General features: G+C 67.6%; 20 protein-coding genes and 1 pseudogene. 7 read left to right on the top strand and 14 right to left on the bottom strand.

Translation table 11 applies throughout. From position 1 onward, the window contains the following. Positions 1–12 precede the first annotated feature (12 nt). The gene (locus tag AB7E83_RS09665) at positions 13–468 is read right to left on the bottom strand and encodes a hypothetical protein (protein WP_428568360.1); all 456 of its coding nucleotides are present in this window, start codon (positions 466–468) and stop codon (positions 13–15) included. A 404-nt stretch (positions 469–872) separates the two neighbouring features. Between AB7E83_RS09665 and AB7E83_RS09660 the strand changes: the two genes are divergently transcribed. The 3 genes from AB7E83_RS09660 to AB7E83_RS09650 all read left to right on the top strand — a co-directional run bounded on the left by AB7E83_RS09660 (position 873) and on the right by AB7E83_RS09650 (position 2,608). Continuing rightward, on the top strand, positions 873–1,469 hold the full coding sequence (locus AB7E83_RS09660) for a four-helix bundle copper-binding protein (RefSeq protein ID WP_428568604.1): 597 nt from the start codon (positions 873–875) through the stop codon (positions 1,467–1,469). 109 nt (positions 1,470–1,578) lie between these two features. After that, positions 1,579–1,968, top strand: coding sequence for a DUF305 domain-containing protein (locus tag AB7E83_RS09655; protein WP_428568357.1), 390 nt, complete (start codon positions 1,579–1,581; stop codon positions 1,966–1,968). A gap of 214 nt (positions 1,969–2,182) precedes the next feature. Next, positions 2,183–2,608, top strand: coding sequence for a hypothetical protein (locus AB7E83_RS09650; protein ID WP_428568355.1), 426 nt, complete (start codon positions 2,183–2,185; stop codon positions 2,606–2,608). Between the two features lie 30 nt (positions 2,609–2,638). On the opposite strand, the gene cueR is transcribed toward AB7E83_RS09650, so the two are convergent. Together cueR and AB7E83_RS09640 are read right to left on the bottom strand one after the other, a co-directional pair. After that, a complete protein-coding gene (gene cueR / locus AB7E83_RS09645; RefSeq protein ID WP_428568352.1) occupies positions 2,639–3,112 on the bottom strand; it encodes a Cu(I)-responsive transcriptional regulator in 474 nt (157 codons plus the stop codon). Beyond that, positions 3,109–5,556, bottom strand: a complete 2,448-nt coding sequence (locus tag AB7E83_RS09640) for a heavy metal translocating P-type ATPase (RefSeq protein WP_428568349.1) — start codon at positions 5,554–5,556, stop codon at positions 3,109–3,111. The genes cueR and AB7E83_RS09640 overlap by 4 nt, the downstream gene beginning before the upstream one ends. 168 nt (positions 5,557–5,724) lie before the next feature. On the opposite strand from AB7E83_RS09640, the gene AB7E83_RS09635 reads away from it, so the two are divergent. Then, on the top strand, positions 5,725–5,919 hold the full coding sequence (locus tag AB7E83_RS09635; RefSeq protein ID WP_428568346.1) for a heavy-metal-associated domain-containing protein: 195 nt from the start codon (positions 5,725–5,727) through the stop codon (positions 5,917–5,919). Between the two features lie 27 nt (positions 5,920–5,946). On the opposite strand, the gene AB7E83_RS09630 is transcribed toward AB7E83_RS09635, so the two are convergent. Beyond that, complete coding sequence (locus tag AB7E83_RS09630) at positions 5,947–6,360, bottom strand: hypothetical protein (RefSeq protein ID WP_428568343.1); 414 nt, start codon at positions 6,358–6,360, stop codon at positions 5,947–5,949. Between the two features lie 117 nt (positions 6,361–6,477). Here AB7E83_RS09630 and AB7E83_RS09625 point away from each other — a divergent pair, with 117 nt between their 5' ends. Beyond that, a complete protein-coding gene (locus tag AB7E83_RS09625; protein WP_428568342.1) occupies positions 6,478–6,897 on the top strand; it encodes a hypothetical protein in 420 nt (139 codons plus the stop codon). On the opposite strand, the gene AB7E83_RS09620 is transcribed toward AB7E83_RS09625, so the two are convergent. From AB7E83_RS09620 to AB7E83_RS09605, 4 genes and pseudogenes are all read right to left on the bottom strand, one after another. After that, positions 6,871–7,260, bottom strand: coding sequence for a hypothetical protein (locus tag AB7E83_RS09620; RefSeq protein ID WP_428568340.1), 390 nt, complete (start codon positions 7,258–7,260; stop codon positions 6,871–6,873). The two genes, AB7E83_RS09625 and AB7E83_RS09620, sit on opposite strands and share 27 nt — an antisense overlap. 147 nt (positions 7,261–7,407) lie before the next feature. Beyond that, positions 7,408–7,641: pseudogene (locus AB7E83_RS09615) on the bottom strand (arsenate reductase ArsC); the annotation flags it as partial. A gap of 226 nt (positions 7,642–7,867) precedes the next feature. Beyond that, entirely contained in the window at positions 7,868–8,341 is a 474-nt protein-coding gene (locus AB7E83_RS09610; protein WP_428568338.1) for an ArsI/CadI family heavy metal resistance metalloenzyme, read from the bottom strand. 20 nt (positions 8,342–8,361) lie between these two features. Further along, the gene (locus tag AB7E83_RS09605) at positions 8,362–8,724 is read right to left on the bottom strand and encodes an ArsR/SmtB family transcription factor (RefSeq protein ID WP_428568335.1); all 363 of its coding nucleotides are present in this window, start codon (positions 8,722–8,724) and stop codon (positions 8,362–8,364) included. A 38-nt stretch (positions 8,725–8,762) separates the two neighbouring features. Here AB7E83_RS09605 and arsH point away from each other — a divergent pair, with 38 nt between their 5' ends. Continuing rightward, positions 8,763–9,503 carry an arsenical resistance protein ArsH gene (gene arsH, locus AB7E83_RS09600; RefSeq protein ID WP_428568332.1) on the top strand — a complete coding sequence of 247 codons (741 nt, stop codon included), beginning with the start codon at positions 8,763–8,765 and terminating at the stop codon, positions 9,501–9,503. A gap of 27 nt (positions 9,504–9,530) precedes the next feature. Here the strand turns inward: arsH and AB7E83_RS09595 are convergent, their stop codons facing one another. From AB7E83_RS09595 to merR, 5 genes are all read right to left on the bottom strand, one after another. Beyond that, positions 9,531–10,880, bottom strand: a complete 1,350-nt coding sequence (locus tag AB7E83_RS09595; protein WP_428568329.1) for a dihydrolipoyl dehydrogenase family protein — start codon at positions 10,878–10,880, stop codon at positions 9,531–9,533. A gap of 18 nt (positions 10,881–10,898) precedes the next feature. Further along, positions 10,899–11,120, bottom strand: coding sequence for a GDCCVxC domain-containing (seleno)protein (locus AB7E83_RS09590; protein WP_428568327.1), 222 nt, complete (start codon positions 11,118–11,120; stop codon positions 10,899–10,901). Beyond that, on the bottom strand, positions 11,117–11,395 hold the full coding sequence (gene merP, locus AB7E83_RS09585) for a mercury resistance system periplasmic binding protein MerP (protein WP_428568324.1): 279 nt from the start codon (positions 11,393–11,395) through the stop codon (positions 11,117–11,119). The genes AB7E83_RS09590 and merP overlap by 4 nt, the downstream gene beginning before the upstream one ends. 9 nt (positions 11,396–11,404) lie before the next feature. Beyond that, positions 11,405–11,776, bottom strand: coding sequence for a mercuric transporter MerT family protein (locus tag AB7E83_RS09580; RefSeq protein ID WP_428568322.1), 372 nt, complete (start codon positions 11,774–11,776; stop codon positions 11,405–11,407). A gap of 104 nt (positions 11,777–11,880) precedes the next feature. Continuing rightward, entirely contained in the window at positions 11,881–12,306 is a 426-nt protein-coding gene (gene merR, locus AB7E83_RS09575) for an Hg(II)-responsive transcriptional regulator (protein ID WP_428568319.1), read from the bottom strand. A gap of 424 nt (positions 12,307–12,730) precedes the next feature. Between merR and AB7E83_RS09570 the strand changes: the two genes are divergently transcribed. After that, positions 12,731–13,423 carry a DUF6988 family protein gene (locus tag AB7E83_RS09570; RefSeq protein ID WP_428568317.1) on the top strand — a complete coding sequence of 231 codons (693 nt, stop codon included), beginning with the start codon at positions 12,731–12,733 and terminating at the stop codon, positions 13,421–13,423. Here the strand turns inward: AB7E83_RS09570 and AB7E83_RS09565 are convergent. Next, positions 13,378–13,713 carry a hypothetical protein gene (locus AB7E83_RS09565; protein WP_428568314.1) on the bottom strand — a complete coding sequence of 112 codons (336 nt, stop codon included), beginning with the start codon at positions 13,711–13,713 and terminating at the stop codon, positions 13,378–13,380. The two genes, AB7E83_RS09570 and AB7E83_RS09565, sit on opposite strands and share 46 nt — an antisense overlap. Between the last annotated feature and the right edge of the window lie 6 nt (positions 13,714–13,719).

Raw genomic sequence — 13,719 nt, 5'->3', positions numbered from 1 at the left:
CATCGGCGCGGCTCACAGACGGCTGGCCGATCCCTGCCGCGGGGCCGGCGCGCGCGTCGAGCGGGAGATGGCCGCGGCCTCCGTGAGCGCGAGGTGAGCTTTGAACCTCTGACTGTGCCGCAGCGCGTCTCCCGCACGCGCGTAGGCCGCCTTGTAGGCGCGAAACGCATCAAAGCGCAATCCGCGGGGGGCGTCTTCCCGAGAGTCGAATCTCCCGGTGGAGAACCACTGGACACCGCCCAGCGCGCCGATGCTCACGCAGACGAGCGTGGCATGCTGGCGGAGCTCGGGTTCGTCGACGACGCAGCCGACGCGAAAGGTGGTCTCAATCTCGCATAGCACGCCCGCGACGACGCGCGTCTCACGCGCGCTCGCCGAGTAAGCCGGCTCCGGGTCGCCGCGCAGTTCCGCGGTCCGCAGCTCGACGAGGACGCCTTGATACACGTCGTGGACGGCCTTCTTTCGCATGCGTCAACCTCCCTCGAAAGCAGCGGCGTGTCAACTCACGGCTGAGCGGCGTGGCCGGCGCCTGGTTGTCTCGGCCGGCTGGCTCAACAACATCGCAATACCGCGATTCATCAGCCGAGTCCTACTGCGCGGCTACCAGCTAGTGCTTAGAGTGGACAAGTGCCCATCCTGCGCCTGCTGCTCGCGTTCGTTCTGGCCGTGGCCCTCCCCTTGCAAGGGCTGGCGGCCGCGACGTGCATGTGCAAGCTGAATAAGGCGAATGAGCAACACCGCGCAGCCGCCACCGCGGCCTCCCAGATTCCCCATGCGCCGCAGGCGCAGTCTCGCGACGGAGCCTTGGCCACGGCCCTCGGCGCGAACGGCGAGACGTCGAAACCTGCGAAGAAGCACGGGGCTTGCCCGAAGTGCGCCATGACGTGCTGCCACGCGAGCGCGCCGGCGCCGGCCTCGTTCTCCGCGTCCCAATCGGCGGCGCCCGCGGGCCCGGTCGCCTGGTCGCCCCGCCTCCTCGCGAGCTGGGCGGAGCCCGTGCCGCACAAGCCTCCCCGGGCTTGATCTTCTCGCGGCCGCGGCTTGCCCGGCCGCGTCATTCCCGTCTCGACAAGTCGCCTCGGGCCGCTCGCGCGGTCCCAGCGGCGCTATTCAAACGTTCACAGGAGATCGATATGCCACATGAAAGCATGGCGAGCTGCATCCGAGCTTGCTTCGACTGCGCGGAAACCTGCAACCACTGCGCGGCGGCATGCCTGCAGGAGCAGGACGTCAAGATGATGGCCCGCTGCATCGCGCTCGACATCGACTGCGCGGAAATCTGCGCGCTCGCGGCGGCAGCGATGAGCCGGGCGAGCGAAAGCTCCAAGGTCATCTGCGCGGCTTGCGCCGAGGTCTGCCGGCGATGCGCCGACGAGTGCTCGAAGCACAAGATGCAGCACTGCCAGCAGTGCGCCCAGGCGTGCCAAAAGTGCGCCCAGGAGTGCCGCGCCATGGCCGAGATGGCCTGAGACCGACCGGCGCGACGGCTCCTCTCCTGCATACGCAGGCGGGGCCGCGCGCCACTCTTCAACGGGGCCGACTCGGAAGAGCGGCCGAATGCAAATTCAGGAGTTCACCATGAAACTGTTCGCCAAGACCCTTCCCGCCGTCGCCGTCTGCCTGGCCTTTCTGGCCTCAGGCGTCCAAGCCGCCGACAAGGACATGAAAGCGATGATGGAGCAAGGCCACAAGCAGATGATGTCCATGCCCATGAGCGGCAAGCCCGACGTCGACTTCGCCATGATGATGCGCGAGCATCACAAGGGCGCCCTCGACATGGCCCAGTGGGAGCTCGACCACGGCAAGGACGCCAAGATGAAGGACATGGCGCGCAAGATCATCGCCGCGCAGAAGAAGGAGATCGCCCAGTTCGACCAGTTCCTGGCGCAGAACGGGCACAAGCCGTCAGGCGCGATGGGAGCCAGCGCCGGAAAGGGCCAAGACCACGGCCAAGGCCACTCGAAGTAGCCACGCTCGCGACCTGAGCTACGGCCGCGATATCAGCGAAAGCGGCGCTGGCGCCGCTTTCGCTGCCGACTATCTCCCGGGGCGCTGCTCGCTTGGGTCGACGGCTTGGGATGCGCCGCGGCCAGGCTCCTGGATGCGCCTGCGCGGGCCTACACTTCGGCGCGTGTCGTCCGCGCCGTTGCTTTCTGCGTCTCCGCTTGGTATCTCCATACACATGGAGACCTTCGCCACTGCCGTCGCCGGACCGCTTCGATGCGTGCTTTCGCGCATTGCCCTAATGGGAGGCGGAGAGGCATTCTTCTTCTCCTTCTGGGACGAGGCGCAGCTTGCTGCCGGCCCGGTTACCCCGTCGATTCCGATCGACGCCGCGCTCGCGCGGTCCGCCCTGGCGGCCAACGCGGCTCCAGCCAACGACGCGGAGCACGTGGCCACGATCGCCAAGGTGATCGATGACGGCCCCGTGCGGAGCGCGTTGAACATAGGGCAGCCCGGCAGCGGCAACCCGTGGATCGTCCAAGCCTTTTTCGAGCAGATCGACGCCTTGGAGCAAGCGCGGCAAATCGCCGCGGCGACGCCGGGCCCGGGCGCCGCAGCGGGCCCCGCGCCAAGCCCGTGGTCGAAGCCGGGGGGCGCGATCTAGCGCAGCGCTCCCGCGGTCCCGTCGCGTCATCTACGCGGCTCTGCGCGCCAGGGCGCCGGACGCCGTCGCCTTCTTGGCGCCGCCGAGAACTGGAGCCTCGCAACCAAGGTCTTCCAGAATCGGGCATTCCGGACGCTCGTCGCCCTGGCAGCAGTGGACCAAGTGCGAGAGCGTCTTGCGCATGGACTGCATCTCCTCGAGCTTGCGATCGAGCTCGGCGAGGTGCGCGGCAGCGACCTTCTTCACGCTGCTGCTTGGCCGCCGGCGGTCTTGCCACAGCTTCACCAGCTCGCTGATCTCCGGAATGGAGAAGCCCAGGTCGCGCGACCGCTTGATGAAGCGCAGCGTATGGACCTCCGGCTCTCCGTAGACCCGGTAGCCCGACTCGGTGCGGTGGACCTTGGGCAGCAGGCCCAGGGACTCGTAGTGGCGCACCATCTTCGGCGTCACTCCCGCCTTCTCGGCGGCTTCTCCGATGTTCATTCCTTCAGCGATCGTCTTCATGAGGCCCTCCCTTTCCAGCGACGCAGCGTCAGAGCGTTGGCGACCACGCTCACCGAGGAGAACGCCATGGCGGCTCCGGCGAGCATGGGGTTGAGCATCCCGAGCGCCGCGAGCGGGATGCCGACGATGTTGTAGACGAATGCCCAGAACAGCCCTTGGCGGATCTTGGCGTAAGTCTTGCGCGAGATCTCGATGGCGTCGGCCACCAGGCGCGGGTCGCCCCGCATGAGCGTGACGCCTGCCGCGTGCATGGCGACCTCGGTGCCGGTCGACATCGAGAAGCCCACGTCGGCCGCGGCCAGGGCCGGCGCGTCGTTGATGCCGTCGCCCACCATGGCGACAGAGAGGCCCCCCGATTTAAGCTCGCTCACCACCTGCGCCTTGTCCGCCGGCAGCACTTCGGCTCGGATGTCCGTGATGCCAAGCTCCTGCGCGGCCACGCGGGCCGCGCCCTTGTTGTCGCCGGTGACCATGACGACCTTCACCCCTTGCTCGCTGAGGCTGCGAACAGCTTCCTTGGCCGTGGCCTTGGCCGAGTCGCCGAAGCCGAGAAGACCAAGCAGGCGCGCGGGGGCGCCGCCCTCGGCCAGCCACGACACCGTGCGGCCCTCGTCCTCGAGCTCCTGGGCTCGCTTGGCCAAGGGCGCGAGGTCCACGCCCAGCTCGTTCATCCAGCGCGTGCTGCCGAGGCTCAGCGTTTGGCCTTTCACTTGGGCCGACATGCCCCGTCCCGCGACCGACTTCGCGTCCTGCGCCGGGGCGACGCTCACGAGGTTTTCCTTGGCCGAGTCCATCACGGCGCGGGCGAGAGGATGCTCGCTTCCGGACTGCACGCTTGCGGCAAGGCGCAGAAGGGCGGCGTTATCGCCATCAAAGGCTTCGAACGCCACCAGGCGCGGTTTGCCCTCGGTGAGCGTGCCAGTCTTGTCGAAGGCCACGACTTTCACGTTGTGCGCGACTTCCAGCGCCTCGGCGTCCTTGATCAAGATCCCGCGGCGGGCGGCGACTCCGGTGCCGGCCATGATGGCGGTGGGAGTGGCCAGTCCCAACGCGCAAGGACAGGCGATGACCAGGACGGCGACCGCGTTGAGAATCGCGCGCTCCCAATCCCCGGTCGAGAATCCCCAAGCGAGGAGCGTGAGCAGAGCTAGCCCCAGCACCACAGGGACGAAGACCTCGCTGACCTGGTCGACCAGGCGTTGGATGGGCGCCTTCTTGGCTTGCGCGGACTCCACCATCCGCGCGATGCGGGAGAGCGTGGACTCGGCGCCGACCGCGGTCGCGCGAGCCGTGAAGAGACCTTCCGCGTTCACCGAGCCGCCAACGACCTTCGCGCCGGCGGCCTTGGCCACCGGCAGGCTCTCGCCGGTGATCAGCGACTCGTCGACGTGCGTCGATCCTTCGAGAATCTCGCCGTCGACAGGCACGCGTTCTCCTGGGCGCACGATCACGGTGTCGCCGACTTTCACCTCCGAGGCGGGCACGTCGACCTCGACGTCGCCGCGGCGCACGCGGGCGGTGTCGGGGCGCAGCGCGTTCAAGGCCCGGATGGCTTCGGTGGTCTGGCGCTTCGCGCGGCCTTCCAGCCACTTGCCCAGGAGCACCAGGGTGATCACGACTGCCGAGGCCTCGAAGTAGAGGTGCGGAGCCTCGCCGTGGCCCTCGTGCCCGATGCCTGATATCAGCAGGTAGAGCGAGAGGCCGTAGCCGGCGGAGGTGCCCAATGCGACGAGCAGGTCCATGTTGCCGGCGCGAGCCTTAACGGCCTTCCAGGCGGAGCGGTAGAAGCGCGCGCCCAGCCAGAATTGGACGGGCGTGGCGAGCGCGAGCTGCCACCAGCCCGGGAGGGCCAAGTCGGCGCCGAACAGCATGCCGAGCATGGGGAACACGAGCGGAAGGGAGAGCGCGGCAGCCATGGCGACGGGCCACCAATCGGGCCACCGTGCCTTGGCGGCTTCGGCAGTCGCGTCCGCCGCCTGGGGCAGCTTCGCCACGTATCCCGCCTTTTCGACGGCGGCGACGAGCCGGGGCAGGACGTCGTCCGCGCGGCCCACGAATTTGACCTCGGCCTTCTCGGTGGCGAGGTTCACTTCGGCGAACGTCACCTCGGGCACCTTGCGCAGGGCCTTCTCGATGCGAGAGACGCAGGAGGCGCAGGTCATGCCTTCGATGGACATGCTCGATTGATCCTCGCGGACGGCGTAGCCCGCCTTCTCAACCGCGCCGCGCAGCGTGGCGAGGTCCACCCCGTTCGACGCCGAGACGCTGGCGCTCTCGGTCGCGAGGTTCACGCTGGCGCGCTCGACGCCGGGGACCTTGGCCAGCGCCTTTTCGACGCGAGACACGCACGAGGCGCAGGTCATGCCCTCGATCGGCAGCTCGATGCCCAGCTTGTCCAGGTTCATGTTCGCGAGGCTGGCTGGCAACGTCGTGGCGTTCTGCATTTTGGCTCCTTGCGCCCGAAAACCGAGGCGATGGAAGGATCATCAACCTTGCCATCATGGCAAGGTCAAGCCCCTACCGCAAGAAAGTTTTTCGCGCCTCCCTGTTGACTCTGACACGGTGGCAACCTTGACGATGCAGTCCTTCATCCACTTTTCAAGGAGTCACCCATGATCGAACTCAACCTCCCGGACATGACCTGCGGCCACTGCGCGAGCACCGTCGCCAAGACCGTTGCGCTCGTCGACCCCGCGGCGAAAGTCGAGGTCGACCTGGACAGCAAAAGGGTCAAGATCCAGTCGGCGGAGGACCGGCAGGACTTCGCCGAGGCGCTGACCGACGCTGGCTACCCGCCGGCGCAGTGACGCGAGAGCCACGACGATGGACCTAGGTTAGCCCAGCCTGAGCGCGTTTCGCGCCGACCAAGCGTCCTCGTTGTGGTCCCAATCGAACTCGTTGGCCGGCTCCGGCGGGTCGAAGTAGGCCATGTGGTCCTCGCGAAGCTCGATCGTGTAAACCCGCCGCGGCTCGGCGAGCAGGCCGCCCGCGGGCCGGTAGAGGACCAGCCGGGCGACAAGCCGATCCTCGCGCATGGCGAACTCCTCGGCGAGGGAGAGCCGCCCCAGGGGCGTGTCGAGGGCCACCACCCGGCCGCCTTCGACCACGGGCGCGATCTGCGGCTCGCGCACCTTGGCCACCGCCTCGGGCAGCCAGCGGTGGAAGACGGCGATCCGCTCCTGCAGCTTCGGGGCGGAGACGATCAGGCGTCGTCCTAAGGCGACGCGGTCTTGCACATTCACGGGCATGACGGCTTTCTCACGAGTTCCCGCGATTCTGACTCGTTCCAGCCTTCGTCAATGGGGTTGCGCCTCCCCGTCCGCCGTGAGAAAGATGGCAGGTCAGCCACCACCGGAGGCGATGCCATGTATCTGGAAATCTGCGATAGCCTTCATTGGGACTACGGTGAGGGCGTCGAAGTCATACGAGTCGAGGTTCGGCCGCACGCCCAATTGGTTCGGAAGCGGAGGGGGGCTGGTCTACGAACGCTCGCCTTCTACGTCGTCAGCGCGCACGCCGGCAAGCTCTGGCAACCTACCGATGCCGACGGTCCTTCGATGGGTTTTGTCAGCCTCGACGAGATCGTCCAGCTCTCATTCGCCGCAGGTCGGAAGTGGGTCGAGCAAGGAGTCGACCCGGCGTTGATGGCGTTCGAACGCGATCCGCGCTTTGCGGCCGAGGTCCGTAGGCTGGCGCCGACCTTGGCCGCCCTCTACGAGTCGCTGATCCTCACGCGTGAAATCGTGCCACCAAAGATCTCAGCCGCCGCCGCCGCCAGGCTCTGAGCCCCGCGAAGGCTTCGTCGCTTTCTGGCTCGCGCGCAACTTCTCAGTGAGCGACGCCCCGAGCTTCTTCGAGTCCTGCGTGCTTCGGATGACCTTGATGATCTCCGTGGCAGGTTTCGCGCCTAGCAGCGAAAACGCAATTTCTCGATCTCCGTCGTCGAGCGCGGCGCCAAAGGCCTTCTCCAGTTCGGCGAGCAGCGCCGCCCAGTTCCGCCGCTTCAAGAGGTGCTTGGAAATCTCCGCGCTCGGCCATCTGGCGGCGCAAAGCGACTGCGCATCCACGCGCTCATCATCGCTCAGCGAGGAGCATGGCCCGGCCTGCACCTTGGCTACGCAATCCTGGATCTCTTTCTCAGTCGCCATGCGGCGATTATCCGCGCTGGCTCGGCGCCGCGCGGCCGCGCGGCTCGCGCGCGCTCCTCAGAGGCGACCTGCCGGCCGGGACTTGCCGGCGCCGGACGCCTCGGCCTCAAGCGCGGCGCGCTCCGCCCGGGCCAAGGCCATTGCCTCCGCGCCAGGCTGCGCGAACTCCTCCCAGCCCTTGCTGTGCAGGCCGTCGGTGGGGATCCTCAGGCGCGTCAGCTCCTCGATCGCCAGCGGATGGATCTCCCCTTTCGGGTGGCTCCCTGCCGAGAAGGCCTTGAAGCGCCCGCGGCCGGCGTCGTTCAGGATCGCCTCCGCGATGATGGAGCGCGCCGAGTTGCCGGTGCAGATGAAGAGGGCGTTGTAGGTTCGGTCGGTCATCGAAGGCTTTCAGCAGCAGGGCTGGGTGGCGGCGCCGGAGCGACCGGCCCCCGCGTCAGTCTCCGATTTAAGGGGGAGAAACGGCGCCATGCGCGCGGCGAGCAGCGCCATGACGGCGAGCGCGGCCACTGCGACGCTGGCGAGGGCGGACCAAATGCCGCGCGTCGCGGGAGGGCCGGCCTTTTGGCGGCAGCAGCCGGCCTGGTTGCGAGAGGCGCGCATGGCGTCAGCAGCAGGAGCTGGCGGCCTTCACCGGGATGCCCAGCGGCTTGCCCTTGGGAGCGCAGCAGGCGGAAGCTTCGGCGTTGGGCGCGGGCGCGGCCTTTTGGCTGAACACCGGGATCGAGTCAAGCGTCTGGAACTGCTCCCAAGCGACGCCCTGCGGGTCGGTCACCCAGTATTTGTCGCTGCGCGCGTAGCAGCAGGTCGTCTCGCCCTCGTCCATCAACGCCATGTCCGCCTTCGTGGCGTTCGCCTTCATGGCTGCGAGCTCGTCGGCCGACTCGACCTGGATGCCCAGGTGGTCGACGCCCGGCTTGTCGCCGCGCGTGGAGATCGCGAAGTTCACCGGCGGATCCTGCAGCATCCACTTGGCGTAGTCGCCCTCGGTCCGCGCGGGCTCCTGCCCGAACATGGCGGAGTAGAAGGCGATGTTCTTCGCCAGGTCGTCGACGTGCATGTGGACGTGGAATCTCTTCATGGCGCTCTCCTTGGGGTGAGTCAGTCGGTGTCGCAGCAGGGCGCCGCGGAGGCTGCGCACTCCTGCCCTTGGCAGCAGTGTTCGGTGAGGTAGGCGAGCAGGGCGTTCATCCGCTCGAAGCGCGCGCGGTAGACGATGTTGCGTCCCCGTTGCTCAGCGTCGAGCAGCCCCGCGATCGAGAGCTCCTTCAAGTGGAAGGACAGCGCGCTGGGGGCCACGTCCAACGCCGCTCCAAGCGCGCCTGGCGTCATCCCCTCCGGGCCCGCGACGACCAGCGCGCGGAACACGCGCAGGCGGTGGGCCTGGGCAAGCGCGCCGAGCGCTTTGACGGCGTCGGATTCAATCAAGGCGTCCTTGACTTCGAGCGTCTGCGTTGCTTTCATAATCCGACGATAATTGAAACATTGAAAGAATGCAAGCCATGACCCAACAACGACCCGAACCCTTCGCCACGGCCGACCTCCCCAACTTGGATCCGGCTTGCTTCAAGGACCCGGCGGCGGGCCTGCGGCCCCATTCCGAAGGCCCTTCCCACCCGCCCAGGATCCTCCTGCTGCACGGCTCCGCACGGGACCGCTCATACAGCCGGCTGGCAGCCGAGGAGGCTGCCCGGATCCTGCGCTCCATGGGCGCGGAGACCCGCGCGTTCGACCCCCGCGGACTGCCGTTGCCGGACGACGCTCCGGAGACGCACCCCAAGGTCCAGGAGCTGCGCGAGCTCGCCGCCTGGTGCGAGGGCATGGTGTGGAGTTCCCCGGAGCGCCACGGCGCCATGACCGGGATCATGAAGGCGCAAATCGACTGGATCCCGCTGTCGGTGGGCGCGGTGCGTCCGACTCAGGGCAAGACGCTGGCGCTGATGCAGGTCTCGGGCGGCTCGCAGTCCTTCAACGCGGTGAACCAAATGCGGGTGCTGGGGCGCTGGATGCGGATGATCACGATACCGAACCAATCCTCGGTGGCCAAGGCGTTTGGCGAGTTCGACGAGGCCGGGCGCATGAAGCCCTCGGCCTACTACGACCGGATCGTGGACGTGATGGAAGAGCTGGTGAAGTTCACGGTTCTCACGCGCGGCCAGTCGGAGTGGCTGGTGAACCGGTATAGCGAGCGCAAGGAGGACGCCGAGGCCCTCTCGAAGCGCGTCAACCAACGCTCGATCTGAGGCGACTCGAAGCGCGCGCCAAGCTCGTCAGAGCATGTATCCGATGTCGGAGGCGACGGTCGGGTAGGCGAACATCGTCGACTTCAAATCCTCCGCGGTCAGCCCGTGCCGGATGGCCAGCGCGAAGAGATTGATGGCCTCGTCCACGCGCGGGCCTACGAGGTGGGCTCCCAGGATCAGGTCGGTGGACTCGTCCACCAGCACCTTGAAGCCGTAGACCTTCTCGGCGGCTTGGCGCGCGGTGAACCAGTTGGGGACGAGCTCGCTCTTCATCCGGAACTTCAAGCCGTCGCGTAGAGCCTGCGCCTCGCCCAAGCCCACCGACGCGATCGGCGGCATCGTGAAGGCCACGCTGGGCACGCCGCGGTAGTCGGGCCGCCGGTGGTTGCCTCGAAGCAGGTTGTCCGCGGCGACCTTGGCGTCGTGGCTGGACACGGGCGTCAGCGGCGGCCCCGACTGAGCAGCGTCTCCGGCGGCGTAGACGGCCGGGTTCGACACGCTTTGGAGGAACTCATTGAGCCTAAGCTTCCCATTCTCGACTTCGATGCCCGCCGCCTGGACGTTCATGTCGCCGAAGCGCGGCGCGCGCCCCGCGGCGTGCGCGACCAGGTCGACGTCGAACTCCAGCCGCTCCCCGCCGCTGGACGCCCTCACGCGAAATCCGTCGGCCGTCTTCTCGATTCCCTCCACAGAAGTCGACGTCCGAACTGCGATGCCGAGATCTTCGAACGCGGGCATGAGCCAGCCAACCAGGTCGGGGTCGAACCCTTTGAGCATGCGGTCCCCATGCTGGAGGATGGTCACCTCCGACCCCGCGACGGCTGCAATGTGGGAGAACTCGGCCGCCACGTAGCCTCCGCCCACCATGAGGATCCGCTTGGGCATGCTGTCCATGGCCAGGAAGCCCTCGTTGTCGACCAGGTGCTCCTCCCCCGGAATGCCGAGCCTCACGGGCTCGGCGCCCGACGCGATGAGGAAACGTTTCGAGCGCAGCAGGCCAACGCCTTCGACCTCGACGGAGCCGGGGCCGGTGAAGCGCGCGTGGCCGCGGAAAGCGTCGATGCCCTTGTCCGCGTAGCGCGCCTCGTTCTTCCCGGGCACGGGATCGGTGAAGGAGCGCTTGAAGGCCATGAGCTCGCGCCAGTCCACGCGCGCGTCGCCAGCCACGCCCTTGCCGGCCATGCGACGGGCGTGGTCGACCGCCGACGCGCCTCCGATCAACATCTTCTTGGGGTCGCAGCCGCGCAGAGCGCAGGTGCCGCCGAGCGGGCGCGAGTCGACGACGGCGACGCGCCAGCCAGCCGCGCGCGCGCGCATGGAGGCCACCATCGCCGCCGTTCCCGCGCCGATCACCAGGAGGTCGTAGGGGTCGCCCATGGTTGGCTCCGCGGCGGATCAGCCGCAGCAGCCTTTGGCCCCCGTCGCCTGCACCGGAGGGCAAGGGACGGTTCCGTAGGAGCAGTAGACGCAGCAGTCGCCGGGCTTGGGCCTCAGCACCGCGCGGCATCCTTCGCAGTCGTAGAACCACTGGCAGGCGTCGGTCGGCATCGTCTCGGCCTTCGAGTGTCCGCACTGGGGGCACGTGATGGTCGAGGCGAGCTGGGGCTCTGCCGTCACTTGGCCGCCCCGACGGGAGTCGAAGGAAAGCCGGCGTCGGCGGTAGCCTTCGACAAAGCGGCGAGGCTCGTCTTCGCGTCGTCGAAGACGACTGTCGTCTGGCGCTTGGCGAAATCGCTCTTGACGGTGGCGACCCCGGGAACTTTGGACAGCGCGGCCTTGATGGTCACTGGGCACGACGCGCAGCTCATCGTCGGCACGGAGAGGGTGGCGGTTTGCGGGGCGGCGAGCGCTTGGCCGGCGAGCAGCGCGAGGATCAGGAATGCGGTTTTCATAGGGTCTCCTTAATAAAACAGGGGGGCCGCGAACGGGAAGCCGAGCACGACGGCGAGCAGGCCGGCTATGGCTAGGAACGCGACTTTTTGGGCGCGCTTGGCCTTCGGCGCCGCGCAGGCGCGGCCGTCGTCGCAGGCAGGGGCGCGCCAAATTTTTCGCCAAGCGACGAACAACGCGACAGCGGCCGCCGCGAGGAAGTAGGGCTGGTAGGGCTGGAAGGCGGCGAGCTGCGCGATCCATGCGCCTGAGACCCCGACCAAGACCAAGGCGAGCGGCGCGACGCAGCAGAGGGAGGCGAGAAGCGCCGCGCCGGCGGCAGCGCCGAGCGCGGCAGCGCTCAGCCGGGGAGCGTCTTCGGAAGGTGGAGTTTCGATGTTCATGGCGCTAGCCTAAGGCCGTAGTCGACTACGGAGTCAAGGCCCTTCCGCGCAAGCGCACTAACGACTGACATCAGCTCGGCCGCGCGGCTGCAGCCGGGGCTGGGTCAGCGGCGGCCTTCGATGTCGGGCGCGTGGAAGGATGCGATAAGGGGGCACGAGACCTTCCCCCGGCGCACGTGGCACGCGTCGACCAGCCCGGAGAGGACCGACTCCATCCGCGAGAGCTCGGCGAGCTTCCTGCGAATGTCCGCCAGCTTGACCTCCGCCAGCGAGCTGGCCTCTTTGCAATGCGCGCCGTCCTCGAGCCGCAAGAGCTCCGCCACCTCGTCCAAGCTGAATCCCAAGCTCTGCGCAGACTTCACGAAGCGTAGGCGCTCGACGTCGGCCGCTCCGTAGCGGCGAATGGCTCCCGCGCGCCGCGGGGGCTCGGCGATCAGCGCTTTGCGTTGATAGAACCTAATGGTCTCGACGCCGACGCCGGCCTGCGCGGCGAGCTCGCCGATGGTGAGGCTGTCCTTGTTTCGCTCCATGGGCCTCTCCGTATTCAACTACAGAGTAGCTTAGCGCGTCAGCCTCCGAGCGCAAGCCTCAATCAAGCAGCTGCTGCCGCGACGGAGATTCCTTTGCCGTTGCGTTGGACGTCCCGCGTTCGGCCGCGTGCGCCATGCGTGATGTGCCTACGGGCGGTTCCCCGACTGGCGCTGCCGACGCGAGCCTGGCGGGCCAAGTCATCGACCCATGGCCGGCGCAGGAGCGGCGAAGGGGGTTGTGAGCGCCCCCCACGAGGGGGAAAGGTTGCCAAGCTTGGGGAGGCTGTCGTTCTCGGCAGGCATGCGACGAACATCGGCGCCGAATTCCCCTGTTTCGAATTCACATACACCCGACGCACCTGGCGGTGGCGTAGGCGCGGCGTGGCGCGCCTGCGCCGTGAAGAGGGGCGGCTATGCTGCCCCCATGAGCGTGAACGAAATCCAGAGGCTCCTGGGGCGGTCCGGAGAACTGGACGCGGCCGTTTGGGGCGAGCTGCCAGATCCTTACGTCCCCGCCATGTCGTCGCCGCGGCACGACGCCTCGCTGACCGCGACTTTGATGGCCGTGGAGCACGCCAGGGCCTTCCGACTGCTGGTCGCTGAGGGCATGTTCACGACAGCGATAGGTGTCGCGCGGATGCAGTTCGAAGCGCTATGCCGGGCCATGTGGCTTCTCTATGCAGCGACCGACAAGGAGGTCGCGGCGGCGACCGCGAAGCTTTCGAAGAAGGCGGAGAGGAGAGCCGGCGGCCTGCCGATGGCCGCCGAGATGGTGGCTGCGCTGGAGGGAAAGGCTCCGCACGGCGTCCATCAAATGATGCTGGGCTACAAGCAGGCGATGCTCAAGGGCTTGCATTCTTTCGTTCACGCGGGGCTGCATCCCCTTCAACGACACGTTGAAGGCTACCCGGAGCAACTCCTCGCGGAGATTGTTCGGAACATCAACGGCCTATTCGTGGCCACGGGCGCCTTCCTGGCGATCCTGGCCGGCTCCCAGCCGTCGATGCGCGCTATGAACCGGCTTCAAGTCGCCTTCGCCGACTGTTTGCCGGAACTCGTTCCTGCGAACGCTCAGCCCTCATCGCCAACCGCCACGGCCTCCGAGATCAACGAGTAGAGCGCGGCCGAGGAGCGCGCCGACTCTCGCGCGGCGTTTTCCAGGGCCTCTAGGCGCGCGTCGGTGCGTTGCGCAAGCTCGGCTAAGCCTTGCTCCACCGCTTCTAGCCCGGACGCCGTCGCCTCGGCTTCTTCGAGAGCTCGCGCGATGGCGTAGTCGAGAGCGTCGGTCGGCGTGGGCGCGCCCGGGAGCCTTCCCGCGATGGCGCGCAACTGCGCCAGTCGACGCTTCGTCAGCCGCAGATTCAGTTCGTGGCGCGTCCAGCCAGGGGCTTGCTCGTCGTGTTCCACCATCCT

This window comes from Ramlibacter sp. (assembly GCF_050250995.1).
GTDB lineage: Bacteria > Pseudomonadota > Gammaproteobacteria > Burkholderiales > Burkholderiaceae_C > Ramlibacter.
The sequence above is the reverse complement of the archived record's forward strand: the minus strand, read 5'-3'. Positions and strand labels throughout refer to the sequence as shown.

Coding starts and splice junctions, on each gene's coding strand:
- AB7E83_RS09665 (WP_428568360.1), bottom strand. CDS start 468: ATGCGAAAGAAGGCCGTCCACGACGTGTATCAAGGCGTCCTCGTCGAG.
- AB7E83_RS09655 (WP_428568357.1), top strand. CDS start 1,579: ATGAAACTGTTCGCCAAGACCCTTCCCGCCGTCGCCGTCTGCCTGGCC.
- AB7E83_RS09650 (WP_428568355.1), top strand. CDS start 2,183: ATGGAGACCTTCGCCACTGCCGTCGCCGGACCGCTTCGATGCGTGCTT.
- cueR (WP_428568352.1), bottom strand. CDS start 3,112: ATGAAGACGATCGCTGAAGGAATGAACATCGGAGAAGCCGCCGAGAAG.
- AB7E83_RS09640 (WP_428568349.1), bottom strand. CDS start 5,556: ATGCAGAACGCCACGACGTTGCCAGCCAGCCTCGCGAACATGAACCTG.
- AB7E83_RS09635 (WP_428568346.1), top strand. CDS start 5,725: ATGATCGAACTCAACCTCCCGGACATGACCTGCGGCCACTGCGCGAGC.
- AB7E83_RS09630 (WP_428568343.1), bottom strand. CDS start 6,360: ATGCCCGTGAATGTGCAAGACCGCGTCGCCTTAGGACGACGCCTGATC.
- AB7E83_RS09625 (WP_428568342.1), top strand. CDS start 6,478: ATGTATCTGGAAATCTGCGATAGCCTTCATTGGGACTACGGTGAGGGC.
- AB7E83_RS09620 (WP_428568340.1), bottom strand. CDS start 7,260: ATGGCGACTGAGAAAGAGATCCAGGATTGCGTAGCCAAGGTGCAGGCC.
- AB7E83_RS09610 (WP_428568338.1), bottom strand. CDS start 8,341: ATGAAGAGATTCCACGTCCACATGCACGTCGACGACCTGGCGAAGAAC.
- AB7E83_RS09605 (WP_428568335.1), bottom strand. CDS start 8,724: ATGAAAGCAACGCAGACGCTCGAAGTCAAGGACGCCTTGATTGAATCC.
- arsH (WP_428568332.1), top strand. CDS start 8,763: ATGACCCAACAACGACCCGAACCCTTCGCCACGGCCGACCTCCCCAAC.
- AB7E83_RS09595 (WP_428568329.1), bottom strand. CDS start 10,880: ATGGGCGACCCCTACGACCTCCTGGTGATCGGCGCGGGAACGGCGGCG.
- merP (WP_428568324.1), bottom strand. CDS start 11,395: ATGAAAACCGCATTCCTGATCCTCGCGCTGCTCGCCGGCCAAGCGCTC.
- AB7E83_RS09580 (WP_428568322.1), bottom strand. CDS start 11,776: ATGAACATCGAAACTCCACCTTCCGAAGACGCTCCCCGGCTGAGCGCT.
- merR (WP_428568319.1), bottom strand. CDS start 12,306: ATGGAGCGAAACAAGGACAGCCTCACCATCGGCGAGCTCGCCGCGCAG.
- AB7E83_RS09570 (WP_428568317.1), top strand. CDS start 12,731: ATGAGCGTGAACGAAATCCAGAGGCTCCTGGGGCGGTCCGGAGAACTG.